This is a genomic window from Paenibacillus sedimenti, assembly GCF_014534655.1.
Taxonomy (GTDB): domain Bacteria; phylum Bacillota; class Bacilli; order Paenibacillales; family NBRC-103111; genus Paenibacillus_E; species Paenibacillus_E sedimenti.
The window spans coordinates 61,590-85,990 of record NZ_JACVVD010000018.1; the positions used below are offsets into that span (position 1 = coordinate 61,590).

At 48.9% G+C, this 24,401-nt stretch carries 25 protein-coding genes, 1 tRNA gene, 1 pseudogene and 2 riboswitches; of the genes and pseudogenes, 7 read left to right on the forward strand and 20 right to left on the reverse strand.

Features of this window, described 5'->3' with window-relative positions:
* Window positions 1-281: 281 nt before the first annotated feature.
* Window positions 282-569, forward strand: a pseudogene (locus tag ICC18_RS30090) (IS21 family transposase); the annotation flags it as partial.
* Window positions 570-697: 128 nt separating this feature from the next.
* Here the strand turns inward: ICC18_RS30090 and ICC18_RS30095 are convergent.
* The 17 genes from ICC18_RS30095 to ICC18_RS30175 all read right to left on the reverse strand — a co-directional run bounded on the left by ICC18_RS30095 (window position 698) and on the right by ICC18_RS30175 (window position 18,701).
* A complete protein-coding gene (locus ICC18_RS30095; RefSeq protein WP_376745679.1) occupies window positions 698-1,516 on the reverse strand; it encodes a carbohydrate ABC transporter permease in 819 nt (272 codons plus the stop codon).
* A 107-nt stretch (window positions 1,517-1,623) separates the two neighbouring features.
* A complete protein-coding gene (locus tag ICC18_RS30100; RefSeq protein ID WP_188178112.1) occupies window positions 1,624-2,499 on the reverse strand; it encodes a carbohydrate ABC transporter permease in 876 nt (291 codons plus the stop codon).
* 78 nt (window positions 2,500-2,577) lie between these two features.
* Window positions 2,578-3,909: an ABC transporter substrate-binding protein gene (locus ICC18_RS30105; RefSeq protein ID WP_188178113.1), complete on the reverse strand. Its 1,332-nt coding sequence runs from the start codon at window positions 3,907-3,909 to the stop codon at window positions 2,578-2,580.
* A 125-nt stretch (window positions 3,910-4,034) separates the two neighbouring features.
* Window positions 4,035-5,489: a response regulator gene (locus ICC18_RS30110; protein ID WP_188178114.1), complete on the reverse strand. Its 1,455-nt coding sequence runs from the start codon at window positions 5,487-5,489 to the stop codon at window positions 4,035-4,037.
* Window positions 5,467-7,269, reverse strand: a complete 1,803-nt coding sequence (locus tag ICC18_RS30115; RefSeq protein ID WP_188178115.1) for a cache domain-containing sensor histidine kinase — start codon at window positions 7,267-7,269, stop codon at window positions 5,467-5,469. Before ICC18_RS30115 ends, ICC18_RS30110 begins: the two co-directional genes overlap by 23 nt.
* Window positions 7,270-7,436: 167 nt before the next feature.
* Window positions 7,437-8,399 carry a Gfo/Idh/MocA family protein gene (locus tag ICC18_RS30120; protein WP_188178116.1) on the reverse strand — a complete coding sequence of 321 codons (963 nt, stop codon included), beginning with the start codon at window positions 8,397-8,399 and terminating at the stop codon, window positions 7,437-7,439.
* Between the two features lie 121 nt (window positions 8,400-8,520).
* On the reverse strand, window positions 8,521-9,771 hold the full coding sequence (glyA, locus tag ICC18_RS30125) for a serine hydroxymethyltransferase (RefSeq protein WP_188178117.1): 1,251 nt from the start codon (window positions 9,769-9,771) through the stop codon (window positions 8,521-8,523).
* Between the two features lie 55 nt (window positions 9,772-9,826).
* Window positions 9,827-10,432 (reverse strand): TIGR01440 family protein, encoded by a 606-nt coding sequence (locus tag ICC18_RS30130; RefSeq protein WP_188178118.1) that lies wholly within the window; start codon window positions 10,430-10,432, stop codon window positions 9,827-9,829.
* Window positions 10,433-10,452: 20 nt separating this feature from the next.
* Entirely contained in the window at window positions 10,453-10,911 is a 459-nt protein-coding gene (rpiB, locus tag ICC18_RS30135) for a ribose 5-phosphate isomerase B (protein WP_188178119.1), read from the reverse strand.
* A 103-nt stretch (window positions 10,912-11,014) separates the two neighbouring features.
* Window positions 11,015-11,095, reverse strand: a riboswitch (ZMP/ZTP riboswitch).
* A gap of 70 nt (window positions 11,096-11,165) precedes the next feature.
* A complete protein-coding gene (locus ICC18_RS30140) occupies window positions 11,166-11,756 on the reverse strand; it encodes a low molecular weight protein arginine phosphatase (protein ID WP_188178120.1) in 591 nt (196 codons plus the stop codon).
* Window positions 11,757-11,888: 132 nt separating this feature from the next.
* Window positions 11,889-12,449 (reverse strand): manganese efflux pump MntP, encoded by a 561-nt coding sequence (locus tag ICC18_RS30145; RefSeq protein WP_188178121.1) that lies wholly within the window; start codon window positions 12,447-12,449, stop codon window positions 11,889-11,891.
* 119 nt (window positions 12,450-12,568) lie between these two features.
* Window positions 12,569-13,678 (reverse strand): L-threonylcarbamoyladenylate synthase, encoded by a 1,110-nt coding sequence (locus tag ICC18_RS30150; RefSeq protein ID WP_188178122.1) that lies wholly within the window; start codon window positions 13,676-13,678, stop codon window positions 12,569-12,571.
* Between the two features lie 27 nt (window positions 13,679-13,705).
* Window positions 13,706-14,491 carry a stage II sporulation protein R gene (gene spoIIR, locus ICC18_RS30155; RefSeq protein ID WP_188178123.1) on the reverse strand — a complete coding sequence of 262 codons (786 nt, stop codon included), beginning with the start codon at window positions 14,489-14,491 and terminating at the stop codon, window positions 13,706-13,708.
* Window positions 14,492-14,802: 311 nt separating this feature from the next.
* Window positions 14,803-15,687, reverse strand: coding sequence for a peptide chain release factor N(5)-glutamine methyltransferase (prmC, locus tag ICC18_RS30160; protein WP_188178124.1), 885 nt, complete (start codon window positions 15,685-15,687; stop codon window positions 14,803-14,805).
* The gene (gene prfA / locus ICC18_RS30165) at window positions 15,687-16,763 is read right to left on the reverse strand and encodes a peptide chain release factor 1 (RefSeq protein WP_188178125.1); all 1,077 of its coding nucleotides are present in this window, start codon (window positions 16,761-16,763) and stop codon (window positions 15,687-15,689) included. The genes prmC and prfA overlap by 1 nt, the downstream gene beginning before the upstream one ends.
* A gap of 43 nt (window positions 16,764-16,806) precedes the next feature.
* Window positions 16,807-17,907, reverse strand: coding sequence for a redox-regulated ATPase YchF (gene ychF, locus ICC18_RS30170; protein ID WP_188178126.1), 1,101 nt, complete (start codon window positions 17,905-17,907; stop codon window positions 16,807-16,809).
* An 80-nt stretch (window positions 17,908-17,987) separates the two neighbouring features.
* Complete coding sequence (locus ICC18_RS30175) at window positions 17,988-18,701, reverse strand: PilZ domain-containing protein (RefSeq protein WP_188178127.1); 714 nt, start codon at window positions 18,699-18,701, stop codon at window positions 17,988-17,990.
* A 104-nt stretch (window positions 18,702-18,805) separates the two neighbouring features.
* A riboswitch (cyclic di-GMP riboswitch) is annotated at window positions 18,806-18,894 on the reverse strand.
* 275 nt (window positions 18,895-19,169) lie between these two features.
* Here ICC18_RS30175 and tadA point away from each other — a divergent pair.
* From tadA to ICC18_RS30205, 6 genes are all read left to right on the forward strand, one after another.
* Window positions 19,170-19,607, forward strand: coding sequence for a tRNA adenosine(34) deaminase TadA (gene tadA / locus ICC18_RS30180; protein WP_188178148.1), 438 nt, complete (start codon window positions 19,170-19,172; stop codon window positions 19,605-19,607).
* A gap of 44 nt (window positions 19,608-19,651) precedes the next feature.
* Window positions 19,652-19,726 (forward strand) — tRNA-Arg (locus tag ICC18_RS30185).
* An 89-nt stretch (window positions 19,727-19,815) separates the two neighbouring features.
* Window positions 19,816-21,024, forward strand: coding sequence for an MFS transporter (locus tag ICC18_RS30190; RefSeq protein WP_188178128.1), 1,209 nt, complete (start codon window positions 19,816-19,818; stop codon window positions 21,022-21,024).
* 77 nt (window positions 21,025-21,101) lie between these two features.
* Entirely contained in the window at window positions 21,102-21,683 is a 582-nt protein-coding gene (locus ICC18_RS30195; RefSeq protein ID WP_188178129.1) for an RNA polymerase sigma factor, read from the forward strand.
* Window positions 21,680-22,153, forward strand: a complete 474-nt coding sequence (locus tag ICC18_RS30200; protein ID WP_188178130.1) for an anti-sigma factor — start codon at window positions 21,680-21,682, stop codon at window positions 22,151-22,153. Before ICC18_RS30195 ends, ICC18_RS30200 begins: the two co-directional genes overlap by 4 nt.
* Entirely contained in the window at window positions 22,150-23,352 is a 1,203-nt protein-coding gene (locus tag ICC18_RS30205) for a hypothetical protein (protein WP_188178131.1), read from the forward strand. Before ICC18_RS30200 ends, ICC18_RS30205 begins: the two co-directional genes overlap by 4 nt.
* 273 nt (window positions 23,353-23,625) lie before the next feature.
* Here ICC18_RS30205 and ICC18_RS30210 read toward each other — a convergent pair whose 3' ends face one another.
* From ICC18_RS30210 to ICC18_RS30220, 3 genes are read right to left on the reverse strand one after another with little or no spacing between them, the layout of a single operon-like run.
* Window positions 23,626-23,778 carry a small acid-soluble spore protein P gene (locus ICC18_RS30210; protein ID WP_188178132.1) on the reverse strand — a complete coding sequence of 51 codons (153 nt, stop codon included), beginning with the start codon at window positions 23,776-23,778 and terminating at the stop codon, window positions 23,626-23,628.
* A 15-nt stretch (window positions 23,779-23,793) separates the two neighbouring features.
* Window positions 23,794-23,943, reverse strand: coding sequence for a hypothetical protein (locus tag ICC18_RS30215; RefSeq protein ID WP_188178133.1), 150 nt, complete (start codon window positions 23,941-23,943; stop codon window positions 23,794-23,796).
* Between the two features lie 21 nt (window positions 23,944-23,964).
* Window positions 23,965-24,312, reverse strand: coding sequence for a hypothetical protein (locus tag ICC18_RS30220; protein ID WP_188178134.1), 348 nt, complete (start codon window positions 24,310-24,312; stop codon window positions 23,965-23,967).
* Between the last annotated feature and the right edge of the window lie 89 nt (window positions 24,313-24,401).

Consider the following 24,401-nt stretch of genomic DNA (forward strand, 5'->3'; position numbering starts at 1 on the left):
AGCAGAAAGGAGTATACAGCAATGCCCAAACAAAGGAGGATCGCCTTGCCACGCATTTTAGATGTTCTACGCTTGGACGCCGAATCGGATCTAAGCGAAAGAGCTATCGCCCGAAGTTTATCCCTATCCCCTAGTACCGTCGGCAATATCCTTGCTAGAGCGAAAGATGTCAATCTCACTTGGCCCATTCCGGCACATCTGGATGAACGTAAAGTGGAATCATTGTTATTTTCTAAAGCAACTGGAGGCCGAAGAAGCGTACAGAGCCAGACTGAAATTACTTGTATCAAGAATCCAAGAGAAAGGGTGTTACACTGCAACTCCTCTGGATCGAGTACAAAAATCAATATCCTGAAGGCTATCAGTACAGTCAGTTTTGCGAGCGGTTCAACCAGTGGAAGAAGACGCTGCAGCTCACCCTTCGTCAGGAACATAAGGCGGGTGAAAAGCTATTTATCGACTATGCAGGTCCAACGATCCCCGTGGTCGATGCCGAGACAGGTGAGATCAAGGAAGCCCAGTTGTTTGTTGCTACTCTGGGAGCCAGTAATTACACCTACGTAGAGGCGCAGACTTTTTCAGTGGCCTCAGCCAGCTTGGTCTCTACTTGAGAATCCACTGAACGAAGGCACTTATTTTCCCGATTCTATAGTTCCGTACAAGGCTCTGGAATAACGCCAAAGTTGCGGCTATTACCTTATCCTTTCACCGCTGATCCTGTAATCCCTTGAATGATATAGTTTTGACCGATTAAGAACACTACCAGCATGGGAACAATGCCCGCCGTCGTCGCCGCCATCATGCCGTTATAATCGATGTTAAATTCCAGAATGAAATTTTGCATGCCTAACGGCACGGTATACAAGTCGCGATTGATTAGAAACACCAGCGCATTCTCGTAATCGTTCCAGTGCCAAGAAAAATCAATGATCGCTAGCGTAGCCAGTGCGGGCTTGGCGAGAGGGACCATCAGCTGCCAAAAAATACGGAAGTGACCTGCTCCGTCAATAAAGGCAGACTCTGTAATATCCTGAGGGATCGACATGAAGAACTGGCGCATCAAGAAGACGCCGAATATCGTAAAGAGACCCGGCAGAATTAGCGCCCAATGCGTGTTATAAATGCCGATTTGATTAAAAATAATAAACTTCGGTACGAACAAAACTTGCGGCGGAATCATCATCATGGAGAGATATACCATAAAGAGCGCGTTCCGGCCCTTAAACTCAATCCGAGAAAAGCCATAAGCTGCGAATGCCGACAGCAGCGTAGCGCCTATCGTGCAAATAACAGCGATTTTCAAAGAATTTTTATAATACGTAACGAAGCTGTTTGCCCCAGTCCACACCTTGATATGGTGATCGAGCACCGGGTGGCTCGGAATCCACGAAATGGGGTAGCTGAATACCTCATCGGGGGATTTGAATGACGTGCTGATCATCCATAGAAACGGTACAATCATTAAAAGTCCAAATGCGAACATGACTGCGGTAAGAAGCGTCTTTTTCCAACTCATCCGATACAATATTGTGCCCGGCGCGATGGCGGATGCCGGATTTCTGCTGATTTCCATAGATCCCCCTGCCTTTGCTTGTTAGTTTAGCTGGTCGGTACCGGTATCGATCAATAATGCACCCAGCGTTTTTGTCCGACCCATTGAATGATGGTGATGATGAAAATGATTAAGAATAGAATCCATGAGATCGCCGAAGCGTAGCCCATCTCGTAATAACGGAACGCATTATGGTACACAAAAAGGGAAAGGATGGTCGTGCTGTTGCCCGGCCCTCCTTGTGTCACCGCCTCGATCAAACCGAAGGTTTTGACGGATGCGATTAGTCCGGTGATTAACAAGAGGAACGTCGATGGGCTGACCAAAGGCCAAATAATGTTCCACACGGTTCTCCACATGCTTGCGCCGTCAATTTTGGCCGCCTCGGTTAACTCTTGAGGCACCTCCTGAAGGGCAGCTAAGTAAATAATCATGTTGTAGCCGAGCAAGAACCAAATCCAGATGATATCAATGGCGTACATCGACCATTGGGTGGTAGACAACCACCCTGGCGGGTTAGCGATCCCGACAGCGCGTAACATATGATTAATCGGACCATTCGTCGGCTGAAAAAGAAGCATCCATACGAACGCGATTGCCACGCCGCTTGTGATGTAAGGCATGAAATACATCGTTCTGAGCGCTTTTTTCATGTACACACTGCGATTCAAAACCAGCGCAACAATGAAAGCGAGCGCCATGGATACCGGTACGGAGGCCATGAAGAGCAGAGTATTTTTAATCGCAATATAAAAGACCGGATCGCGGAACACTCTTGTGAAGTTTTTTAGCCCGATGAAATGGATGGACGGAGACGTGAATTTATAATCCGTAAACATCATGAATAGCGAAAGCAATGCGGGAATGATGAAAAATAACGTGACGCCGATCATATTCGGGAGAATGAACAAGTATCCCGACAGCCGTTGTCGCTTCGCCCAGTTCATACTGAACCCTCCTCAGCTTTATGGCAATGAAAAGGGAAAGGTTCTCGTTATGGAACACTTTCCCCCGTTCACCGTGATTTACTTTTTATTTTGTTTCAAAAATTCATTATGACGTTTGCTCGTTGCACCCAGCGTAACATCAAGGGATTGATTTTTCAGGAAATATTTCTCGTACTCTTCACGTCGGGCATCAACAACTTGCGACGGCAGCGAAATGACTTGCGTAGGGAACTTGCCGAATACAACCTTTTTCAAAGAGTCGATATCGTAAGTAGCTTCATTAGCGCCCAGCAAAAGTTTGATCGCCTCGTCCGGATTGACGTCCTTCGATGATGGAATTCTACCTCCGGCTGCGAGTGGCATCATGCCGCCATCCGCATACCATTTCAAGAATTCCCAAGCTTGCTGCTTGTATTTGGACTTCGCGTTAATGGAAATCACGTCGCCCAGTCCGCCTGCGTATTTGTAGTCCTTTGAGTCTTTGCTTGCCTTAGGAATGGTTGCAAATGCGATTTTGAAGCTGCGCGGATTCGTTTTAAGATCGTTCGCACTGCGGAACACGAATTCGCCCGCGCCCAGCATCGCGGATTCGCCTTTGAGGAACATCGTATCCACCGGCATTTTGCTCGTTAACTGCTCGCCTAAAGGCGGCATGGATTTGTCGGTATGCATCATGTTGAAGAAGCCTTCATAAGCCGGTTTTAAATCCGCATTGTCCAAATTGGACGTGCCGTCAGCTTTCGTGAACCCGATACCGGCCGAAACGCCATCCATAATATTCGAGTATCCGGCCGTATGCTGAACGAAGCCCCAGCGTTTATCCGCTTTCAATTTAGCCGCGTATTGCGTCATGTCCTGAAGCGTCCAGTCCAGTGCCGGCATTTGCAAGCCTGCTGCATCCAACATATTCTTGTTCATCCAGACGAACGAAATGTTTTTCTTGGTCGGCATCCCGTAATACTTCTCTTTGATTTTCCAGCTGGCCGCGTCCTTGCCCATTTTGTCATCGATATTGTATTCTTTGAATTCGCTTAGATCTAAGGCATAACCCGCATCCACGCGGCGATTCAGTATCGGAAGCTGGTAGTTCACGAACAGATCGACGCCTTGATTCACCGATAGCGCGGTATCCAGCTTCAAGTTCCCTGCATCGTCGTTGACGAAGCGTTCATACTTGACCTGCGTTTCAGGGTGTTTAGCATTCCAAGCGTCGACAACCGCCTGCGGACCGGATTCAGCCGGCACGCCTCCCCACATCGTAAGCGTTGCCGTTTCTTTTTTTGGCGCATCCGTTGCCGGTGCATTAGAACTCTTAGTTGCACTGCCATTCGTAGAATTGCCACAGCCAGCAATCATTCCTACCGATAACACGGCCGATAAGAGCGTTAGCGTAACTTTTTGCATCTTCATTGGGTTGACCTCCCTTAATCATTGGCTACAAGCTAACTATAGCACCCGCTTCCGAAGGGAATAACGAACGATAGTGTGGCCTTATGGAACAAAAGTTTGACGTTGCCAGACCACCAGCGCCCGTGTCAAACTTCCAACCGGTACTGTCTGTATGCGCTCGGCGTCATGCCGGTGATTCGCTTGAAGATCTTCGTAAAATAACTTTCGGTCGCAAAACCAACCTTCTCCCCCACAAGGGCAACAGGCCAATCCGTATGCTCCAAAAAGCGCCTCGCCTGCTCAATGCGTATTTCATGTAAGTAATGAATGAGAGTTTTACCCGTTTTCTTTTTAAAAAGGCCGCTCAAATATTTATCATCCATCGCCGTGTAACGGGACAGGAACTCCAGCGTAATTTCCTCGCGGTAGTTGTTCTCCAAGTAAGCAATCACCTTATTAATCTCCGGATGGTCGGTAAGCGTATGCTGCCGCTTGACCATTTCATCCATATAATGGCAGAGCCTCCCGGCCATGATCTCGCCCAATTGTCGGTGGCTGACGCTCTCCGGCATTTCGCTCTCCGACCTTGCACGTACACCGGATATGTGCGCGAAAAGTCGATCCAGCCGCCCCGCGGCTTCTTTCACGACGGCAATCGGCGTCACAAAAGCTTGATACCGTTCCCAATAGGTATGCCAGCTTTGAAGAAGCGCTTCCTTCTGCTTCAGCTCGAAAATGCGCAGCACCTCGCGCTCCTCCTGCCATAAAGAAGGATCCGGCTGATCCATGCCTCTATCCGATGTGCTTAAGAAGAGCCCGGTCGCCGCTTTATACCATAGCTCATTCAACTTACATAGCGCACTTTTCCACGTATGCAGCCATTCATCAGATGCAACGGGACCCGCATAAGCGATGGCATAAGGTAATTTGACATGCGTATCCAGTTTGTAGGTTTGGTCAGCTGAAACCCACGAAAAAACAGTCGTGATCCCTATTTTGCTGAAGAGATGCGCATGGGGAAGAAACTCCTGCGGAACAATTTTCAGCTGACGTAAATCATCCATCCCGAATGCTGTATGCCCATGTAGAATTGCCTTGATCATTAAGCGCTCAGCCGGATAAGAGGGCATTGCCAGTAAGGGTGATTCAATTCCACCCGCTGTAACAATACCCCATGCGGCATCATAAACATCCTGCATATTTCTTAAAGACATCCGATTTAGCTGCTGTAACTCCAAGTCGACCTTCTCCAGCACCTCGTGCATCTTTTCCACAGACAAATAAAGCTTTAGCACGTAATTGGAAGCCCCATACTCCATTGCCTGCTGTACATAATCAAACTCATTCAGTACAGATAGCATGACAAATCTGCAGTAAAAACCCTCCTGTCGCGCTTGCTTCAACAGCTCAACGCCATCCATGACAGGCATCCGAATGTCACTGATGACCAGATGAGGGCGATGCTTGCGGATCAGCTCTAACGCTTCAAGCCCGTTCCCCGCTTCGGCAACGACTTGAAACCCCTTCTCTTCCCATCTCATGCTGTTACGAATGCTGCGGCGAACAAAGCCTTCATCTTCAACGAGCAGAATGGTCCACATAGCCGTCTTCTCCTCCTTGATAGGGCGTAGATATGAGCAGCGGCAGCGTAATTCTTACCAACGTACCTCGATCGACAGGCACATATTCGATCGATTGCCGTTCTTTAAACAAAAGCTCGAGCCGCTCCTTTAAGTTTTGCAGAGCGATACCATGTTTGCGGACCGTACTTGGCACTCGGCTGGAGGAGGCCTCCATGCCCACCCCGTTATCCTGTACTTCAATCACTAGATTGTTGTTAATTCCCGGATAGGCACGCACAATGATAACTCCTTCTCCCTCCATCTGAGCGAAACCGTGATAGATGCAGTTTTCCACGAGCGGCTGCAAACTCAGTTTAGGAACAAGCGCATAGCTCAGCTGCTCCGCCACTTCCATCTGAAAATCAAATTTCCGGTCATAGCGAAATTGCTGAATGATCACGTACCCGCGAACCAACTCCAGTTCATGCTGAAGATGAATGAGATCCACGTCCAAGCGAACCCCAACCTCGAACAGCTTGCCTAGCGACTCGCACACCTCGGGAATCGTATGATTCCCCTGCTCCAGCGCGAGCCATTTGACCGTATTGAGCGTATTCAGCAAAAAATGCGGATTCATTTGGGACAGCAGCATCTGAAACCGCATCGCCTCCTTCTGCCGTTCCTCCAGCTTCAATCGCTGAATCAGCGCATCCGTATCGCGAACCATCATGTTAAAGGCTTCTACAAACGTTCGAATCTCACCGCTGTAATTCGTTTCTTCCAATCTCACCTTCATATTGCTCTTCACAACGGCTTGCATCTTCTTTTGCAAGTAAAGAAGCGGTCGCGTCACCGTCGTCGCAATGACCCAAGTTACCAAAATAAAGAGAGCCATCAACCCCAGCAGTGTGGCAAAAAGCGTTCTCTGCAGTCCGTTTACTTTATTAAACAGAACGTCTGTCGGAATGCTCTTAACCAGAATCCATTGCAATTCAGGAATGCGGATATAGCTAATAATATTGCCCGCTTCCGCCTCCGTTCCCGACTGCTCCCATTGACTTATTCTTGCCTTATCCGGCAGGAAGGCGTGCCCATTCCCAGCCGATGCGAGCAGATTTCCCTGCGGGTCGAACAATTCATAATTGCCCTTGGATTCCGGGCCTCTATTCACGTTGCGGAACCAATTCTGGTAATCCACAGATACCTTCGCGACGGCAATAGGCTGCATGTATTCATCTCGGAATATGCGGGCTGTAGATAACAAATCAGAGCTTCGGCCACCTGAAGTCGTAGAGAGAAAACTATTTTCCAGCTGCCAGCCACCTCCTTGGCCGCTCCGGATCGCCTGCTGCATGACCGCCCCTTCTGCTATAGCCGTATATTCCAGCGCTTCGGAAGGCTGATAGGACGTGTAAACCCGTCCTTTTAAATCAATGACCGTATAGTAAACATAGGAATTAGAAATGAACACACTGTTGTTGATGCCGTTGAACTTCTCTTCCATGTCTATTTTTTGTTGCAAAGCGGGATAAGAGCCCCCAGGCTCCGGTGATTTCAGAATCGAGGTGACCGTCGAGTCCTGCTGCAGCAAAGTTAATGTTTTTGTGCTAACGCCTAACAGATCCTGTAAAGAACTAAGCATCCCCGACATTTGCTCCAGGTTCTGGACGCTCACCTGTTCCCTCATTGCCGTTTCAATCCCTCTATAATTCACGAAGTTGATGATGCTTAGAGGCACCAGAATAAACAGGAGGAAGGAGGCGATAAACCGATTTCTTAAGCTTGATGGGACGATTTTTCGCAGTAGTACTCTAGTCAATTGGATTCAGCCTCCTTGATAGGGTGACGACTATAATCAAACGAATTGCCATTTGGTATTAGAATAACATGTCTCGCCACGAAGAATGCAGAACAAAATCGTGTTCCGCTGCAAGAAAAGTGTGCCAAAAAAAGAGGAGCCCTAAGGCCCCTCTTCGTCTTTTTATCTTATGATTGCAATAATTGCTCCAGCACTTTTTGAATGTCCAAACCTTCCTCAAAATCAATCAAATCGGCCTCTTGCCCATCAATCGCTCTCACTAGATGCGTCACGATCGTATCGGGTATAATTGCTGCAGTAGTGGCCGCTTCTTCCAGCGATTCGCCGAATGGAGCGCACTTCAATGTGCGCCAATTGACTAACGAACAGGTTCCTTTTGTTCCATAAATCGTAAAAGAAATATGCTCTTTCATCCCGATGTTACTAAGACCGTTGACGAGAACAGGAGTGCCGTCCTCCAGCTCCATTCTCCCTATGATCCCCGTCTCACAGGCTTCCGGATCAGCAGGCCATTCCAGTTGAGCCTGTATGTTCACCAATTTTCCGAAAAGACGCTGTATCATTTGGATGTAGTGGGGAAATACCTCGCGAACAAATCCGCCTTGCTCTCTTCCGCCGATCCAAGGGGTTTGCTGCCATTCACGGGGCCATTGATGAAAATGGGTATGCAGTTCGATTCTTCTTACATCTCCGACATATCCTTCTTGTACGCGTTGTGCCAACTCCCTGAAGCTTGCTCCATAAAAGACGCCAAAGTTAATGGCGTGGACTACGCCCGCCTTTTGGGCAGCTTCGGCTAGGTCTATCGCTTCTTCCAAGGAGTTAGCCAGCGGCTTTTCGCATAAAATGTGCTTTCCCGCCTCCAGAACGGCAAGTGCAATCGGATGATGAAACTTGGGTGGCACCGCTACATAGACGAGATCAATGGATTCGTCCTTAATAAGCTTTTTATAATCCGTATACCAAGCGATTCCGTTTAACTCCTTAGCGACTTGCTCAGCTAGAAAGGCACTGGTATCACAAACTGCTTGAATCCTGATCTCCGGATGGCTACGAAATTCCTGTAACAACCTGCTTCCAATGACACCAAGCCCAATGACACCTACATGTATTGGCGTACTTCTACCCATCGCGAGACCTCCATTGCATCTTAGTTTTTTTCTAGCATACTTATGAAATTGTCCTATTGTCAAATAATGGGTGATTTGGTGACAAAAAAAGACCGGCTTCAAGGGCCGGCCTTTCAGGCAATTAATAAGTCAAACCAGGATAGATCGGGTATTGCGCCGTCAAATCTTTCACCATACCGCGTGCTTTTTCCAGCGTTGCAGCATCGCCAGGATTTTTGAGCGTCAGGCCAATCACTTTCGCGATCGTTTTCATCGCTTCTTCACCCATGCCGCGGGATGTAACTGCTGGTGTACCCAAACGAATGCCGCTTGTAACAAACGGGCTCGTAGGATCGAACGGAATCGCGTTTTTGTTCGCGGTAATACCGATCTCATCAAGGATGTGCTCCGCATCTTTACCTGTGATGTTCAGGTTGCGCAGGTCAACAAGCATCAAGTGATTGTCCGTACCGCCGGAAACAAGGTCAATACCTTCAGCTTTCAGCGCTGTTGCCAATGTTTGTGCGTTGTTAATAACGTTCTGCGCGTAAGTTTTGAACTCAGGTTGAAGCGCTTCGCCGAAGGAAACGGCTTTAGCAGCGATCGTATGCATCAAAGGTCCGCCTTGGGAACCAGGGAATACCGCTTTATCAATTGCTGCTGCCCAAGATTTGCGGGACAGGATCATGCCGCCGCGAGGACCGCGAAGCGTTTTGTGCGTTGTCGTTGTTACGAAGTGCGCATGCGGCACTGGGTTCGGATGCAAACCGGCTGCAACGAGACCGGCAATGTGCGCCATATCGACCATGAACAGCGCGCCCACATCGTTCGCGATGGAAGCCAGCGCTTCAAAATCGATCGTACGCGGGTAAGCACTTGCGCCCGCTACGAGCATGCGAGGCTTATGTTTGAATGCCGCTTTGCGGACATCGTCGTAGTCGATGCGGGAATCTTTTTCGCTTACGCCGTAAGCGACGAAGTTGTACAAGATACCGGATGCATTCACCGGGCTGCCGTGCGTCAAGTGACCGCCATGCGCCAGGTTCATACCGAGTACTGTGTCGCCAGGGTTCAGGGCTGCCAAGTAAACTGCCATGTTCGCTTGTGCACCGGAGTGAGGTTGAACGTTCGCGTGCTCAGCGCCAAACAATTCTTTCGCGCGGTCGCGCGCGATATTTTCCACGATGTCTACGTACTCGCAACCGCCGTAGTATCTTTTGCCGGGGTAGCCTTCTGCATATTTGTTCGTCAGAACCGTTCCCATTGCTTCAAGTACCGCTTGGCTTACGATGTTCTCGGATGCGATCAGCTCGATTTTATCGCGTTGACGGCCGAGCTCCAAATTCATAGCTTCAACAATCGCTGGATCTTGCTTTCTCAAAAAGTCTGTCATCGGTAATTCCTCCCAGATATATAGTTGAAATAGAGCCTAAAATACGTAAATAAATTTAACAATCCTCGTTCGGCGATGCCGCCTTGTATTGCTGGTCGGCTGCTTCAGCCGTGTAAACCGCTCTTGTACCGCCAATCAGTTTCGGACGCGTAAACGCCATGGTCACATAAGCATGACCGATCATGCGAACGGGCGGTCTTGCCGGTACGGCAACACGCAGCAGATGCATCCCGATCAGCGTACTGCCGATGTCGATGCCCGCATGCGCCTCAATCGTCTCTACGACGATCGGCCGCTCGAAATGCCGGTAAGCATACGAGGCCATTGAGCCTCCGGCTTTCGGCACCGGAATGACCGAGACTGGCTCTAAGGACGGATAGCGTGCAAGCAGCTCCTCCTCGACCACGAGCGCCCGATTCAAATGCTCGCAGCATTGAAACGCAAGATGCAGCCCGAACTCCCGGCTCACGCGCAGCGCGGTTTGAAAAATCGGCTCAGCCGCATCCAACGTGCCTGACGTCCCGATCCGATGCCCGAGAATCTCACTCGTGCTCGTTCCGATAACGAGGATCTGCCCGGGCCGAAGCCCTCCGACCCCAATCAGCTCACGCAGATTCGTTTCCACCGCCTCAGCAACGCTCTCAAGAATGGAATCCGTCATAGGAAGCACCTCCTCCAAACCTAAGGATGAATGGCGAAACGGTCTTCGATGCTCTTCACTTTATTGATTCGATTTTGATGACGCGGACCTTGCGAGAATTCGGTTTCCAGCCAAATTTTCACGATTTCCTCAGCTACGCCCGGCCCGATAACCCGCTCGCCTAAAGCGAGCACGTTCGTGTCGTTATGCTCACGAGTAGCCTTTGCGGAGAAAAGATCGCTCACAAGCGCGCAGCGGATACCTGGAACTTTATTCGCTGCAATCGACATGCCAATACCTGTTCCGCAAATCAGAATCCCCTTGTCGGCTTCGCCTGCTACCACACGCTCGCACACTTCAAGCGCATAATCGGGATAATCCACGGAATCCGCGCAGCTGCAGCCGAAATCTATGACTTGGTGACCCAACGATTCAATAAAAGGAATGATGACATCTTTCAAACGATAGCCTGCATGATCTGCTCCTAATGCAATTTTCATGAGTAAACGCTCCTTTGCTTGTTCGAGTTCGACCATCCTATTATATCCCAAAGCTCACCGGAAAACGAAAAAAAGAGCAGGACACGCGAATAAACACGTGTTGCTCTTTTGCCCAGGCGACCGGCCGTATAGCTCGATGCTCCATTGTGGTTAGTCCCACTCGTCGCCAGTTACATCGAGTCTTGATCAATACGTTTATTTTAACGCATTCTGCTTTGCCTGTAAAGATGGATAAAGTAGAGACGGCAACTGACTTAGCTCGAACCTCCTTGCTGTCTGCGCATTTTTTCAATCAACTTATCGAGACTGTTGCCGATTTCCTCAGCCGTCTGTCGGTAGATATTCATAGATCCCCCAAAAGGGTCCGAAATATCGTAATCCGGAATCGTATTTTCCAGTTTAAAAATGCGGCTTCTTTCTTCCACGGAGATGGTTTGAGCAAGAGCCTGTTTGAGCTGCAGCTCCGTCACGAGCTGCTCCCGCTCCTCGATCGCCTGTAGAATGAGAGGATCGTCCTCCACATATTCTTTAAGTGTAAATGTTTTATCAACCGCATCCGGGAAGCGTTGAATCACAGATCGTTTATGACCAACGGTCATCGTCAAAATCAGATCCGCCCATTTCACTTCCGACTCTTGAATGGAGAGTGAGCTCATCTGTTCCTCGAATCCTGCTTCCTTAAGAATCAACGCACTATTGCGGGATATCGGTCCACCCGTAACAGCGGAAACACCAGCAGAACGAACCTCAGCCGCAAGCCCCTCTTTGTGCACCCTGATACGCAGCAAACCTTCTGCTAACGGACTGCGGCACGTATTTCCTGTACAAACAAATAGAATTCGCAAGTTGAAATCCTCCTAAGAGTTTTCCGTAGGAAAACTTACTTCGTAAGCATACACTGAGTTTTCTGTTGGAAAACTTACTTCTAAGCATACACTGAGTTTTCCGTAGGAAAACTTACTTCGTAAGCTATTGTATCACAGTAAAAACTTGATCCCAAACGCCAGCAAAATGAGCCCGCCGAACGCCTCGCCGTATTCGCCGACCCAACCGCTCACTCGTCTTCCCACCAGTAGACCGGCAATAGACAACAAACCGCCGAAGGCGCCAAATACAAGCACCGTCAGCACAATATCCGTCGCAAACATGCCCAGCGATACACCAACCGAGAATGAGTCGATACTCACACTAAGCGCAAATATCGTCAGACCCCATATCGTTCGATGGTCAAACGATTCCGTTTCTCCCCCCCGAATGGAGCTGTAAACCATATGTGAACCTAACAGGATAAGCAAACAGCCGCCTGCCGCAGTGGCTACATCGCCAAGGAGCGAACTGACATAATGTCCCATAAACATCCCCATTAGAGGCATGAGAACATGAAAGATACCGATGACAATACTTATTTTTAAAATATCCACTAGACGAATGCCCTTCATCCCGATGCCGATTCCCAGGGAAAAAGCATCCAGCCCCAAAGCGATCGCCATAATAATAATGGTTAAAAGCTGACCGATCTCCACCGAAGATGCGAGCATGCTGCTATCCCCCTGTCCACGTGTTTCTATCCCAACATATGCGGACAAACAGGGAAACATGCTAGCTAGGAGTCTGTCCGATGATGACACGTAGCAGGTATAATCATCGGACAGACTCCCTAAACGCGTACAAGCCGATGGCCGGCCGCTTTACGCAAACGGTTCATAATGGCATGGCCGATACCCGTCTCCGGGCAAGCCTCGGCCGCAATATAACGAATGCCTTCCTCATCGAACCGACGCAGTGCCGCGTACAGCTCCTGCGCAATCGTCTCAGGACGAGACAATGAGCCGCACGCAATAACGCGATCCGCACGATAGCGCGAAGCACGTTCTTCAAAAGTCAGAATCCCCGTGGACTCCCCACGAGCTTTGGCAGCATCAATATCAAGTTGAATCCATGCGATTACGTCTTCTTCATCATCACCTTGCACAATATGCATATAACCTTGAGGAGCGTAATGTGTATATTTCATGCCCGGGGCTCTGGGCGTCACTGTCTCATGTACATCTTCCCGCCCCGGCTCATGAATACGAGTATCCGGCAGTACGGACCGCAACTGCTCGGCAGTAACACCGCCAGGGCGCAATATATAAAGCTCCCCGGCTACGAATTGAATCACCGTCGATTCCACACCGACGCCGGTAGGCCCTCCATCCACTAAGCCGCCAATCCGGCCATCAAGGTCATCCCTTACATGGGAAGCAAGAGTCGGACTAGGTCGCCCTGAACTGTTAGCGCTCGGCGCAGCTACGGGACATCCGGCTTCCTGCAAAAGACGCAGCGCCACAGGATGATCGGGTATGCGTACCCCAACCGTGGATAATCCTGCGGTGACTAACGGCGAAATGCCGCCTGTCTCCACAGGCAGCACAATCGTTAGAGGCCCCGGCCAAAAGGCCTCCATTAATTGACGATGTTCCGCATCGATCCAACCTGGAGCTGCCACCCCTGCCAGCTGCTTTCTATCCGCGATATGAACGATCAGCGGATTGTCCGAAGGACGGCCTTTTGCTTTGAAAATCCGCTCCACAGCAGCTGTGCTGGTCGCATCCGCGCCAAGACCGTACACCGTTTCCGTCGGAAAAGCCACCGTTTCTCCGTCCCGGAGAAGCGCTGCCGCTTCCGCGATTGCGTGATCGGCCGATTCAAGTTGCGCTGCCGCCAACGCATTCGATACATCAACTTTCCAATATAGGGTCACGATGGTTTCCGTCCTAACATTCATTGATTCTTGAATGAATATAACCGCCTGTTAACTGAACCAAGAAACAATTTTCTTAATCATTTCCCAGATAAAAAACTTTACCTTAGGCTGAGCATCCTCAGCTTGCGTTTGGTCTGCCGCTTCTTGGTTGACAGCCGGAGATTGAGCTTGTGCGCTGCCGGATTTGTCCGCTTGCGCTACTTTGCTATCTTTCGCAGCAGGTTTTGCCGATGCAGCCGTGTTCGATTTGTTTGCAGAAGCTGTTTGTACATTTTTATCTCCTTCTGTCTTTGCTACAACTGCAGCAGTAGACGCTACTGCTTCGCCGGACACGGAATCTACGAAGCACAATGGAGGAAACAGTACACACCACCAGTTCTGACCTTCACCACTGCCAACGACCACGCGCAGCGCTTCATAATCCCCTGCGGGATACACTTCATTCCCATACATTTTCGTAGGAAATGGGACTTTACCGAGCTCAACTGTATGCGAATAGCTGTAACCGCGCTCTTGAATGATCCGGCCAACCAAAGCATCAAACTCAGGTAAATGTGCATATACAACAGCTCTAGCTTCATCAAGCGTATGCGGACCCACGACCCATTCCTGCATCCGGGCTATAATCGCATCACGAATCTCGCGTTTCAACGCTTGGTCCGGGGCCGAGTCTGAGTTTGCGAGAATACGTAAACGAATCGATTCTTTCGGAATCGCAGGTGAAACCATAGCCGCGTTCGTGCGGTTAGAATCCCAACAAGCGATCATCACAATAAGTGCAAAAGCTACTAATAATAAATGTTTGAATGAATGACGTTCAACTTTCTTAACCATCAGGAAAAGCCCCTTTCCCTTCGCTTCTACCAACCAGTATGGGCAAAAAGAGAAGGGGCTAAACCTAGTAATCTATGATTCTGGTGAAAATTTAAGAGAGTTGAAAATTCAGCTGTACCACCCGAACCTTACAGGAAAAACCGGAGCTAATCTTGTACTCAAGTCCATTACGAGCCTATTTACATGGAAAAACTGGCGCTAAAATATCGGGATGGCAGCATTTTCGTTGAAAAGCACCAAAGTAACGGTAGAAATTCCTGCTAATCTCCTTGATACTCTATAATTTTGTAATTTAGCGCCAGGTTTTCCTGTTAAGCCCGCTCACGAATCGCGATGACGTGACGGTCAATCCCCTGGAGATCCGGTACGAAACGGATCTCGTCCCAATCGGCGGCGTCCCGCAGCATCGCCGCCACCGCCTCCGCCTGCCGGATGCCGACCTCGAACCCGACCACGGTCGGGATTCGCGGCAGCAGCGGCAGCTGCAAGATCATCCGGCGGTACAGGTCGAGTCCCTCGACACCGCCGAATAAAGCCGTGTGCGGCTCATACAGCCGCACCTCCGGCATCAGCGCCGGGAGGTCGCCGTCCGGAATATACGGTGGATTCGACACCAGTATATCCGGCGCGAGCCGGCGCTCGATATAAGGCTCGAGGAGGTCGCCCTCGAGCCACTCCACCCGCGCAGCAACGCCGTGCCGCTGCGCGTTGAACCGGGCCATCTCCAGCGCCGCCGCGGAGATGTCGCTCGCCGCCACGCGCCACGCGGGGCGCGCGTGCGCGATCGTCACCGGGATCGCTCCGCTCCCGGTGCCCACATCCGCAAGCAGCGGCGCGCCTTGCGGGAACAGACGCTGGCCCTCGTGCAGCAACGCTTCCACGAGGAGCTCGGTCTCCGGCCGCGGGATGAGCACCGCGCCGTTCACAGCAAACGGAAGGCCGTAGAACTCCTGCTCGCCGGTGATGTACTGCACCGGCTCGCCCGCGGCCTTCCGCCCCACCAGCTGGCGCCACGTATCCGCCAGCTCCACGGGCATTTGCTCCTGCCAGCGAAGCAGGAGCTCCGTCCGGCTCCAGCCCAGCAGATGCTGGAGCAACAGCTCTACACACGACGCAGCCTCCGCCACACCCTGCGCCGCTAAAAAAGAAGAAGCCTCTACATAGGCTTCTCTAATCGTCTTCTCAGCAGTCGGCATCACATCGCCTGCTCCCCTTTTTCAAGCAAATCGGACTGCGCCGCAATCGTCAACGCCGATACGATCTCTCCCATATCGCCGCTAAGTACCGTCTCCAAACGGTGCAGCGTCAAGCCGATCCGGTGATCGGTGACACGGCTTTGCGGGAAGTTGTAAGTGCGGATACGCTCGGAGCGATCGCCCGTACCGACTTTGCTTTTGCGCTCGCCGGCATATTTCGCTTCCTCTTCCTCGCGCATTTTATCGGAAATCCGTGCACGAAGCACGCGGAGCGCTTGTTCTTTATTCGAGTTCTGCGATTTCCCGTCTTGACAAGTCGCTACGATACCCGTAGGCACGTGCGTCACACGTACGGCAGATTTCGTCGTATTAACCGACTGTCCGCCCGCTCCGCTAGAACAAAACGTATCGACGCGAATATCTGCGTCATGGATTTCAATCTCCACTTCTTCCGCTTCCGGCATGACGACAACCGTTGACGTGGAAGTGTGAATACGACCGCCCGATTCCGTCACAGGAATACGCTGAACACGGTGTGCGCCGCTCTCGAATTTCAGCTTACTATAGGCACCTTTTCCGGTGATCATGAAAATGATCTCCTTAAATCCGCCCAAATCATTCAAAGAAGCGTCGAGTACTTCTGTTTTCCAACCTTGTGAATCCGCGTATCGCGTATACATCCGGTATAAGTCACCCGCGAACAAAGCCGCTTCGTCGCCGCCTGCCGCGCCGCGAATTTCCACGATCACGTTTTTATCATCGTTCGGATCTTTCGGCATCATGAGCACTTTCAGCTTCTCTTCCAGCTGTGCATGTTGCTCGCTGAGCTCTTCGATCTCCATTTTGACCATTTCACGCATTTCATCGTCCAGCTTCTCGTTTTGCATCGCTTTCGCATCATTTATCTGTTCGCTGACGCTTTTATATTCCAAATACGTATCATACGATTCCTGAAGATCAGATTGCTCTTTGGAGTATTCTCTGAGTTTCTTCGTATCGCTGGTTACGTCAGGGTCACACAGCAGTTCGCTTAATTTCTCATAGCGATCCGCGATTGCCTGTAGTCTATCCAACATATCGGATCACTCCTTACTTTCTTTTAAATTGTTTTTATTTATTTTATACATTAAATCGGAAATGCATCACGTCGCCGTCCTGCACCACGTATTCTTTACCTTCTAGTCGCAGCTGCCCTTTTTCCTTCGCGGCATTCATCGAACCTGCAGCCGACAGATCTTCGTAAGAGACCACTTCGGCACGAATAAAGCCGCGTTCGAAATCCGAGTGAATAACGCCTGCCGCTTGAGGAGCCTTCATTCCTTTGCGGATCGTCCATGCTCTTACTTCCTGCACCCCGGCAGTGAAATACGTGTACAGACCAAGCAACTTATAAGCTGCTTTAATCAATCTATTCAAGCCGGACTCTTGAAGTCCCAACTCTTCGAGGAACATGGCTTTTTCTTCGTCTTCGAGCTCAGCGATTTCGGACTCTACCTTAGCACTAATCGGAACCACTTCCGCGTTCTCTTGCGCGGCGAATTCTTTGACGATTTTGACATACGGATTGTCGTCCGCTGTTGCCACTTCTTCTTCACTCACGTTAGCCGCGTATAATACAGGCTTCATTGTCAGCAAATGAAGATCGCGAACGATCAGCTTCTCCTCATCGCTTAAATCTATGCTGCGCGCCGGTTTATCTTCATACAGCGTTTCTTTGATGCGTTCCAGGCATTCCACCTCAGCCGCAACCTTCTTGTCGCCGCCCTTCAAATTTTTGCGGGAGCGTTCAAGCTTCTTCTCAATCGAGTCAATATCCGCCAGGATCAGCTCGAGATTAATCGTCTCAATGTCGCCAATCGGGTCTACTTTCCCGGATACATGCGTAATATTTTCATCCACAAAACAACGAACTACATGCACGATGGCATCTACTTCACGAATGTGTGCGAGAAATTTATTTCCAAGCCCTTCGCCCTTGCTCGCGCCCTTCACCAAACCCGCAATATCGACGAATTCGAAGGCAGTCGGAACAATGCTCTTGGGCACTACGATCTCCACCAACCTTTGCAGTCTTTCGTCCGGTACTTCCACTACCCCGACATTCGGATCGATCGTACAGAACGGATAGTTCGCAGATTCTGCACCCGCCTGTGTAATTGCATTAAACAAAGTCGATTTTCCTACGTTCGGTAGACCGACGATTCCTGCTTTCAAAGCCATTGTAGCTACAACTCCTTAATGTTGAAAAAATGATCCCCATCTATTATATAGCACTTGCAGGTCAAAAAAAAGCCTGTCGGCTACTGATTCACCGCAGACTTTTTTTCCAATAGGCTTTTGTATTTCGCATCCCGCTTCTGCACGAAGTACGATTCAACCTGATTTTTAAGAATAAAGGCTCTTAACGCATTCGTTTTCATCTCTGCAACTTCAATATATCTGGCCCCATAGTAGATACCATTTTCCGATTTCTCTTTCCGTACAATTTCTGTCTTGCATGACATCGAGAAGCCTAAATCCATTTCAACGTCGAGTTGAACATGCTTATCTACAATTTTATCTACAATTGAGTTGTCTTCGATTGTAAAGCCTACGCCGTTCATCGAAATATTTTTGATGGAAATGCCGACCGGGTTGTCGAAATGATGCTTGTTCTTCTTCTTCACATCATGAAGCACGTGAAGCAAACCGTCATGCTGGATATCAATCCGCGGGAATTCCCGTTTTTCCGTAAATTTCTTGCGATTATCAGGCGGATTGATCACAATAACCGAGCCATGGTCTTTGGCCACTACGGTAGTTTCAAAAACGAACAGTCCCGATTTTGAATAAATCGTCATCTTGACCTTATCGCCAAGCCCAAAAGCATCGTATTGAGGCAGCTCCACTTCCATAATATCGCCAAGCGCATAGGTGAGAACACCTGTCGAAACAAAATCATGCTTATCCAGCACTGCCTTGCTGCCGATCAATACCTCGGCGTCATTACCTTCCTTGCTGCCATAAAACTTCATCCGTTCTTCTTCACTTCCTCTCTCACCATTTTTATGTATGAAAAAAGTAGACCGTCCCGCCTTTCCGGAACAGTCTACCACCTAAAATCAGAAATTGAGCGATTTTCGGTAGCCAGACTGCCGTAGTTCCATGCGGAACCTTAGACCCTCAGCTTTGCGTCCTTGCCTTTCAGCAAGTTTGCCATTTATCGAATCCATATGAAGTTGATCCTCATTAGGATAAAAGACCTATTAATATCCTTAGTATACGTATTTTAGTCGCAGTTTTCAACATAATTCCCTTAAATGCCTTATCCCTTGATTTACGCAGCAAGAGTGCCTACAATGAGAACATATATCCACAAATTTTCAACTTATCCACATGGTTGTCCACAGATTGTTAACAACGAATGCTTGTTCGATTCTTATTCACATGTGGATAACTGAATTTTAGCGAGGTGTCTCCCTGTGGATGAACATATTCCATGGATGAAAGAAGCCATTCTAGAAGCACTAAAAGCGGAAGCCATCCGCGAAGTCCCGATTGGGGCTATCGTCGTGCATGATGGCAAAATTATTGGCCGCGGCTACAATTTGCGCGAAACGTCCCTTGATCCGACCGCGCACGCAGAGATGATCGCTATAAAGCAAGCTAGTGAGCATCTGCAAGCTTGGCGCCTGCTTGATTGCAAGCTGTATGTGACGCTGGAACCATGCCCGATGTGCGCGGGAGCTATTGTCCAATCGCGGATCCCGCAGGTCATCTATGGGACGACCGATCCGAAAGCAGGTTGCGCCGGAACGCTCATGAATTTGCTGCAGGAGGAACGGTTTAACCACCGTGTCGACGTGGTGAGCGGCGTTCTGCAGGAAGAATGCGCGACAATGCTGACGCAATTTTTTCGCAAGCTGCGTAGCAAGGAATAACGTTGCGTCACCAAAAGCATCCGTGATAAAATAAACGATGCCATGCGCCCGTAGCTCAGCAGGATAGAGCGATAGTTTCCTAAACTATGCGTCGGGGGTTCGAATCCCCCCGTGGCGCGTCAGAATGACTTGACATAAACAAAGGGATTACAACTTCCGGTTGGCATCCCTTTGTTTCTTTTTGTAGTCCGAAAGGAGACCTCATTCAATGACAAGCATGAAATCGCCCTCTTCTTATCGTATCCCTTTATTTTGTATAGTCACGCTATTGTTCTGGATGTCTATGTATACCAGTGTTCCTATTATGGCTCCATATGTGGAATTCCTGGGAGGCAGCCATCAGCTTGCGGGTTGGATCGTAGGGATGTACGGCATTTCTCAGATGCTGCTGCGGATTCCGGTGGGCGTCCTATCCGATCGGTTTCATAAGCGAAAACTATTTATCACGTTCGGCCTGCTCTTTACGGGCTTAAGCGGGCTAGGACTTTGGATCACTCAGGATTTTACGTGGATCCTTCTGCTGCGTGCGCTTGCCGGGGCTGCGGCGGCCACTTGGGTTGATTTTACCGTGCTATTTACAAGCTATTACAAACATGAAGATTCTACGAAAGCGATTGGAACGATCAGCTTCTTCAACTCATTGGGACAAATGCTGGGCATTCTCATGGCCGGATGGGCAGCCGACTCGATGGGTTGGGAAGCGGCCTTTGTTATGGGTGCTGTGCTCGGAGCGCTCGGTTTAGCAGGATCCTTTTTTCTGGTGGAAAAAATTGAAGTCGATTCCCCCAAAATCACACTCCGGGGAATCGGCGTAGTAGCAACCGATCGCACGCTTTTATATGTTTCTTTGCTAGCTATCTTATCGCAGGTGCTAATATTTGCTACGGTATTCGGGTTTACTCCCGTGTATGCGACTGAGCTAGGCGCTGATAAATTCAGCTTAGCTCTACTCACGTTCATTTCCAACGTTCCGGTAGCAATAGCTTCTTTACTGGGCGGTCGCCGCTGGGCAGCTAAATTTGGGGAGAAGCGCGTTATCGTATGGGGGTTTGCCCTTATGGGCCTGTTCACATTTACAATTCCGTTCACCCATTACTTGTGGGTACTTATGGTAACTCAGGCATTGGCGGGATTTGGCCGTGGACTTTCGTTTACCGTTCTGATGGCGCTGAGCATTAAGCATATGCCTTCGGATAAGCGTGCAACCGCCATGGGCTTTTTCCAAGCGATTTATGGCTTAGGTATGTTCGTCGGGCCAGTTCTGATGGGCATCATTGGTGATTGGTTTGCACTAACTCATGGCTTTATCGTACTCGGCCTGCTCGGTATCCTGAGCAGCTGTCTATCACATTGGATTATCCGCAGTGAACCGCAAGTACGCCAAGCTGAGCCCCATCCTAACACCGCATCACTTTAGCGCCTTAAGAACGGATCGCGGCGATTCGTTCTTTTCTTTTTAATATGGTGCAGGGGTAGAAGGGATACCTTTCGTCTATGTATTTCGGAGAGGAGGAGGAGAGTATTCAGGAGGATACACTTGTACAACGTATACTAGCTGGCGATGAGTCCGCGTTTCGAGAGCTTGTTGCAACCTATCGCCAATATTTATTCCAGACCATCTACGCTATCGTTCGTCATCCTAAAGATGCCGAAGATTTAACGCAGGATGTATGGACCCGGATTTATTTCTCCCTCCCCCAATACCAGATGAAGGGCCTCAAAACCTGGATGACACGCATCGCCGTGAATCGAGCGATCGATTTTAAGCGGTCGGCCAGCCGGAAGAGGGAAGAAATGACGGCAGAGATCGAAGATCCTGTTCAGACCATTGCCACCCATCATCATAATGACTTGGAGCATGAAGTGGTTATGAATGAAACAGCAAGGCTCGTGCGAACCAAATTGGATCAGATTCCTGCTAATTATCAAGATGTATTATCGGCCTATTATTTAGATCATCAAACTTATCAAGATATTGCTGATGCTCAAGGAGTCACGGTCAAAACCGTAGAATCCAAACTATACCGGGCCAAGCAGTGGCTCCGCAAGAACTGGAAGGAGGAGGATTTCTTATGAGGCATTATGATCAACAAGCCTGGACACAGTACGTGGGAGAAAGCTTGTCACCTGATGAAATGGCTCAGATGGAGCATCACTTATATCAATGTGATATTTGTCTAGCCGTTTATATGATGTGTTTAGAACAGTCGGCGGCTACGCTTCCTCTTATTGAAGCCGATGAAAAAAGCTACGTTGATTCCATCGTAAAACGCACGCTTCGAACAAAGCCTGTTTGGTATCGTTCCACGATTTTTCATTACGGCATAGCGGCTGCCGCTACACTGATTCTCGTTGCAACCGGCTTTTTTCACGGGCTCTCACAGGAATTGGGTTCCGTGAGTTCATTAAGTTCTAAGGGCTTTAACCCTTCAGTCCCCTCCTCCATTCAAAAAGAATCTCCGATCTCCGATCAATTGTTAGATAAAACGCTAACTTGGCTTGACACATTGCAAAATGAAAAAGACAAAGGAGGTATCCGACCTTGAAGCATTCGAACAACTTGTACAATAAAAGCAGCCTTATCGCCTTCCTGCTATCTGTGATCCCCGGCCTGGGACATTTCTACATGAACCGGATGTTCCGTGCTTTCATCTATGGAGGAGGATTTTTCGGATCGCTTTTTTTGATATTTCTATGCGTAGCTGTTGCTAACGGACCTGAAGAAATTGCAGCACTTCTTGCGTTATTTGCAGCGCTTATGTGGATTGCGAACATGGTTGACATGATCATCTTCCTTCTGCGCTTGCAGCCTTATCCGCCGCCAGGCACACTGCCATATGGCTCTGAAAATCCATATCCGCCGACTTCCGACATGCCGCCCCCACCTGAGCAGGCATATTGGGAATCCGCTACTTCCTGGGCTAATCAGCGCGAGAGAACAAGAATCATGCTGCTTTCTTTCATTCCTGGGTTAGGACACTATCAATTGGGATTGATGCAGCGCGGTTTAACAGCGATGATCACTTTCTTCGGTATCGCGATCCTTGTTTTCTTTATCACGATTCTCACCCATAATGAAGGCTTTATTGCTTTTCTTCTGGCGATGCCGGTGCTTTTGTTCTACTCCATGTTTGATGCATTGAAACAACTGGAACGTAAGCAAGCGGGCTTTGAGTTATTCGATCGAAGCATGTTCGAGGACTTCCATTTTTCAGATGACTACATCCGCAAAAACCGGACATTAGCCACCATCATCGCGATTATTCCGGGCGCCGCTCATTTGTACCTGAACATGACCAAGCGCGGCATTCAGTTGATGGCCGTCTTCCTATTTTCCGTATATGTTCTGGACGTTCTAAGGCTTTCACTCTTTTTCTTCTTGATACCGATTTTGTGGTTCTTCAGCTTTTTTGACGCCTTGCAGAACATTTCAAGATACGAAAACGGAACATTGGTCGATAAGCCGCTTGTCGAGAACTGGACTTCCTATAATCGAAGCATTGGAGCCATTCTGATTGTACTTGGCGGATATTATTTGTTCAAAGAGGTTATTGTGCAATTGCTGTACCGATTTTTCCCGCATTCGGATTACATGTATTGGATTAACAACTTTGGTCAGACGCTTATTGTTGCTGTGATCTTGATCGGTGCAGGTATTCGATTGCTGATTCATCGTAAAAAACCCATAGACCCCCCTGCTTATCTAGTCGATACTTTCGAAATAGACGAAAAAAAGAACCCCTAAGGGTTCTTTTTTGTCGGTGTTATTGGTTTTCTTCTATAACCATGTTACGCGTAAACCTTTGGTAAATCTGCTTATAAAACACATAACGTGTCTTTAGCACATCGCCTCCAGCCTGATTATAACAGGTATAAAAGTCCTCTATGCAACGGTTGTTTCGCGGAATGCTCCAACGGAACCACACCTCTCTGCTCACCGACAAATATAGTATGTCCGGCACGCTGCTTTTTAAACATTTTGTAAAGATATTTATTCAGCAGCCGGATCATCGTTTAATCAGGATCCCTTGGCTTGTTTTTGCTTCGAGTGATTACGATTTTTGACCTTTTTGGAGCCGGACAAAGCCTCTGGAGCATCGTTATTATCAGTATCAGCCTGACCATTTCTTTGTACGCCTCCTCCAGTAGAATAGGCGGTCGGTTTGGACATTACAGGTCACACTCCTTAGTTTTCATCGTGATTCATAGCATCTTGCTTATGGTGATCGTTAGTCTGCTGCTGCACTTGCTGAGCCTGATGGCTATTAACTACCGTCTTGTCAAAATCTTTAACGACATTTTGCAAGTTTTTATCTCTGCTCTTTTGCCTAGTCATTAGAAATTGCCCCTCCACGGTTTAGACGTGCGTGATATGTTGCAGCGCTTGCGCACATTCATGAATATGACGCATATAATCATCCACTAATGTTTGGACGATATCCGTTCGCTCATCAATATGCGCCGTTCCTTGCTGCACATCGGTGAGTTCAACTTTAACTTCTCTGGAATTCACATACGTCACTTTAAAATCAAACGAATAGCCGGTATGCCCGGATGTAATAATGTGGACTCTCAGCGCCTGCGGGTCTGCCTCATCAGCCCATACACGAGCTTTATCGGTGATTTCCAGCTGCTTAGGCATCATGGTCTGCCATTCTTCCACCAATCGTGTTTGATCGATCGTTAGCATGTCTGTTTTGCTCATTGGTAACACCTCCACATATTTAAAATGCGAAAGCACCACTCCTTTTATCCAAATGGCTGCATAACAAAAAAAGCCACACGATTCGTAAA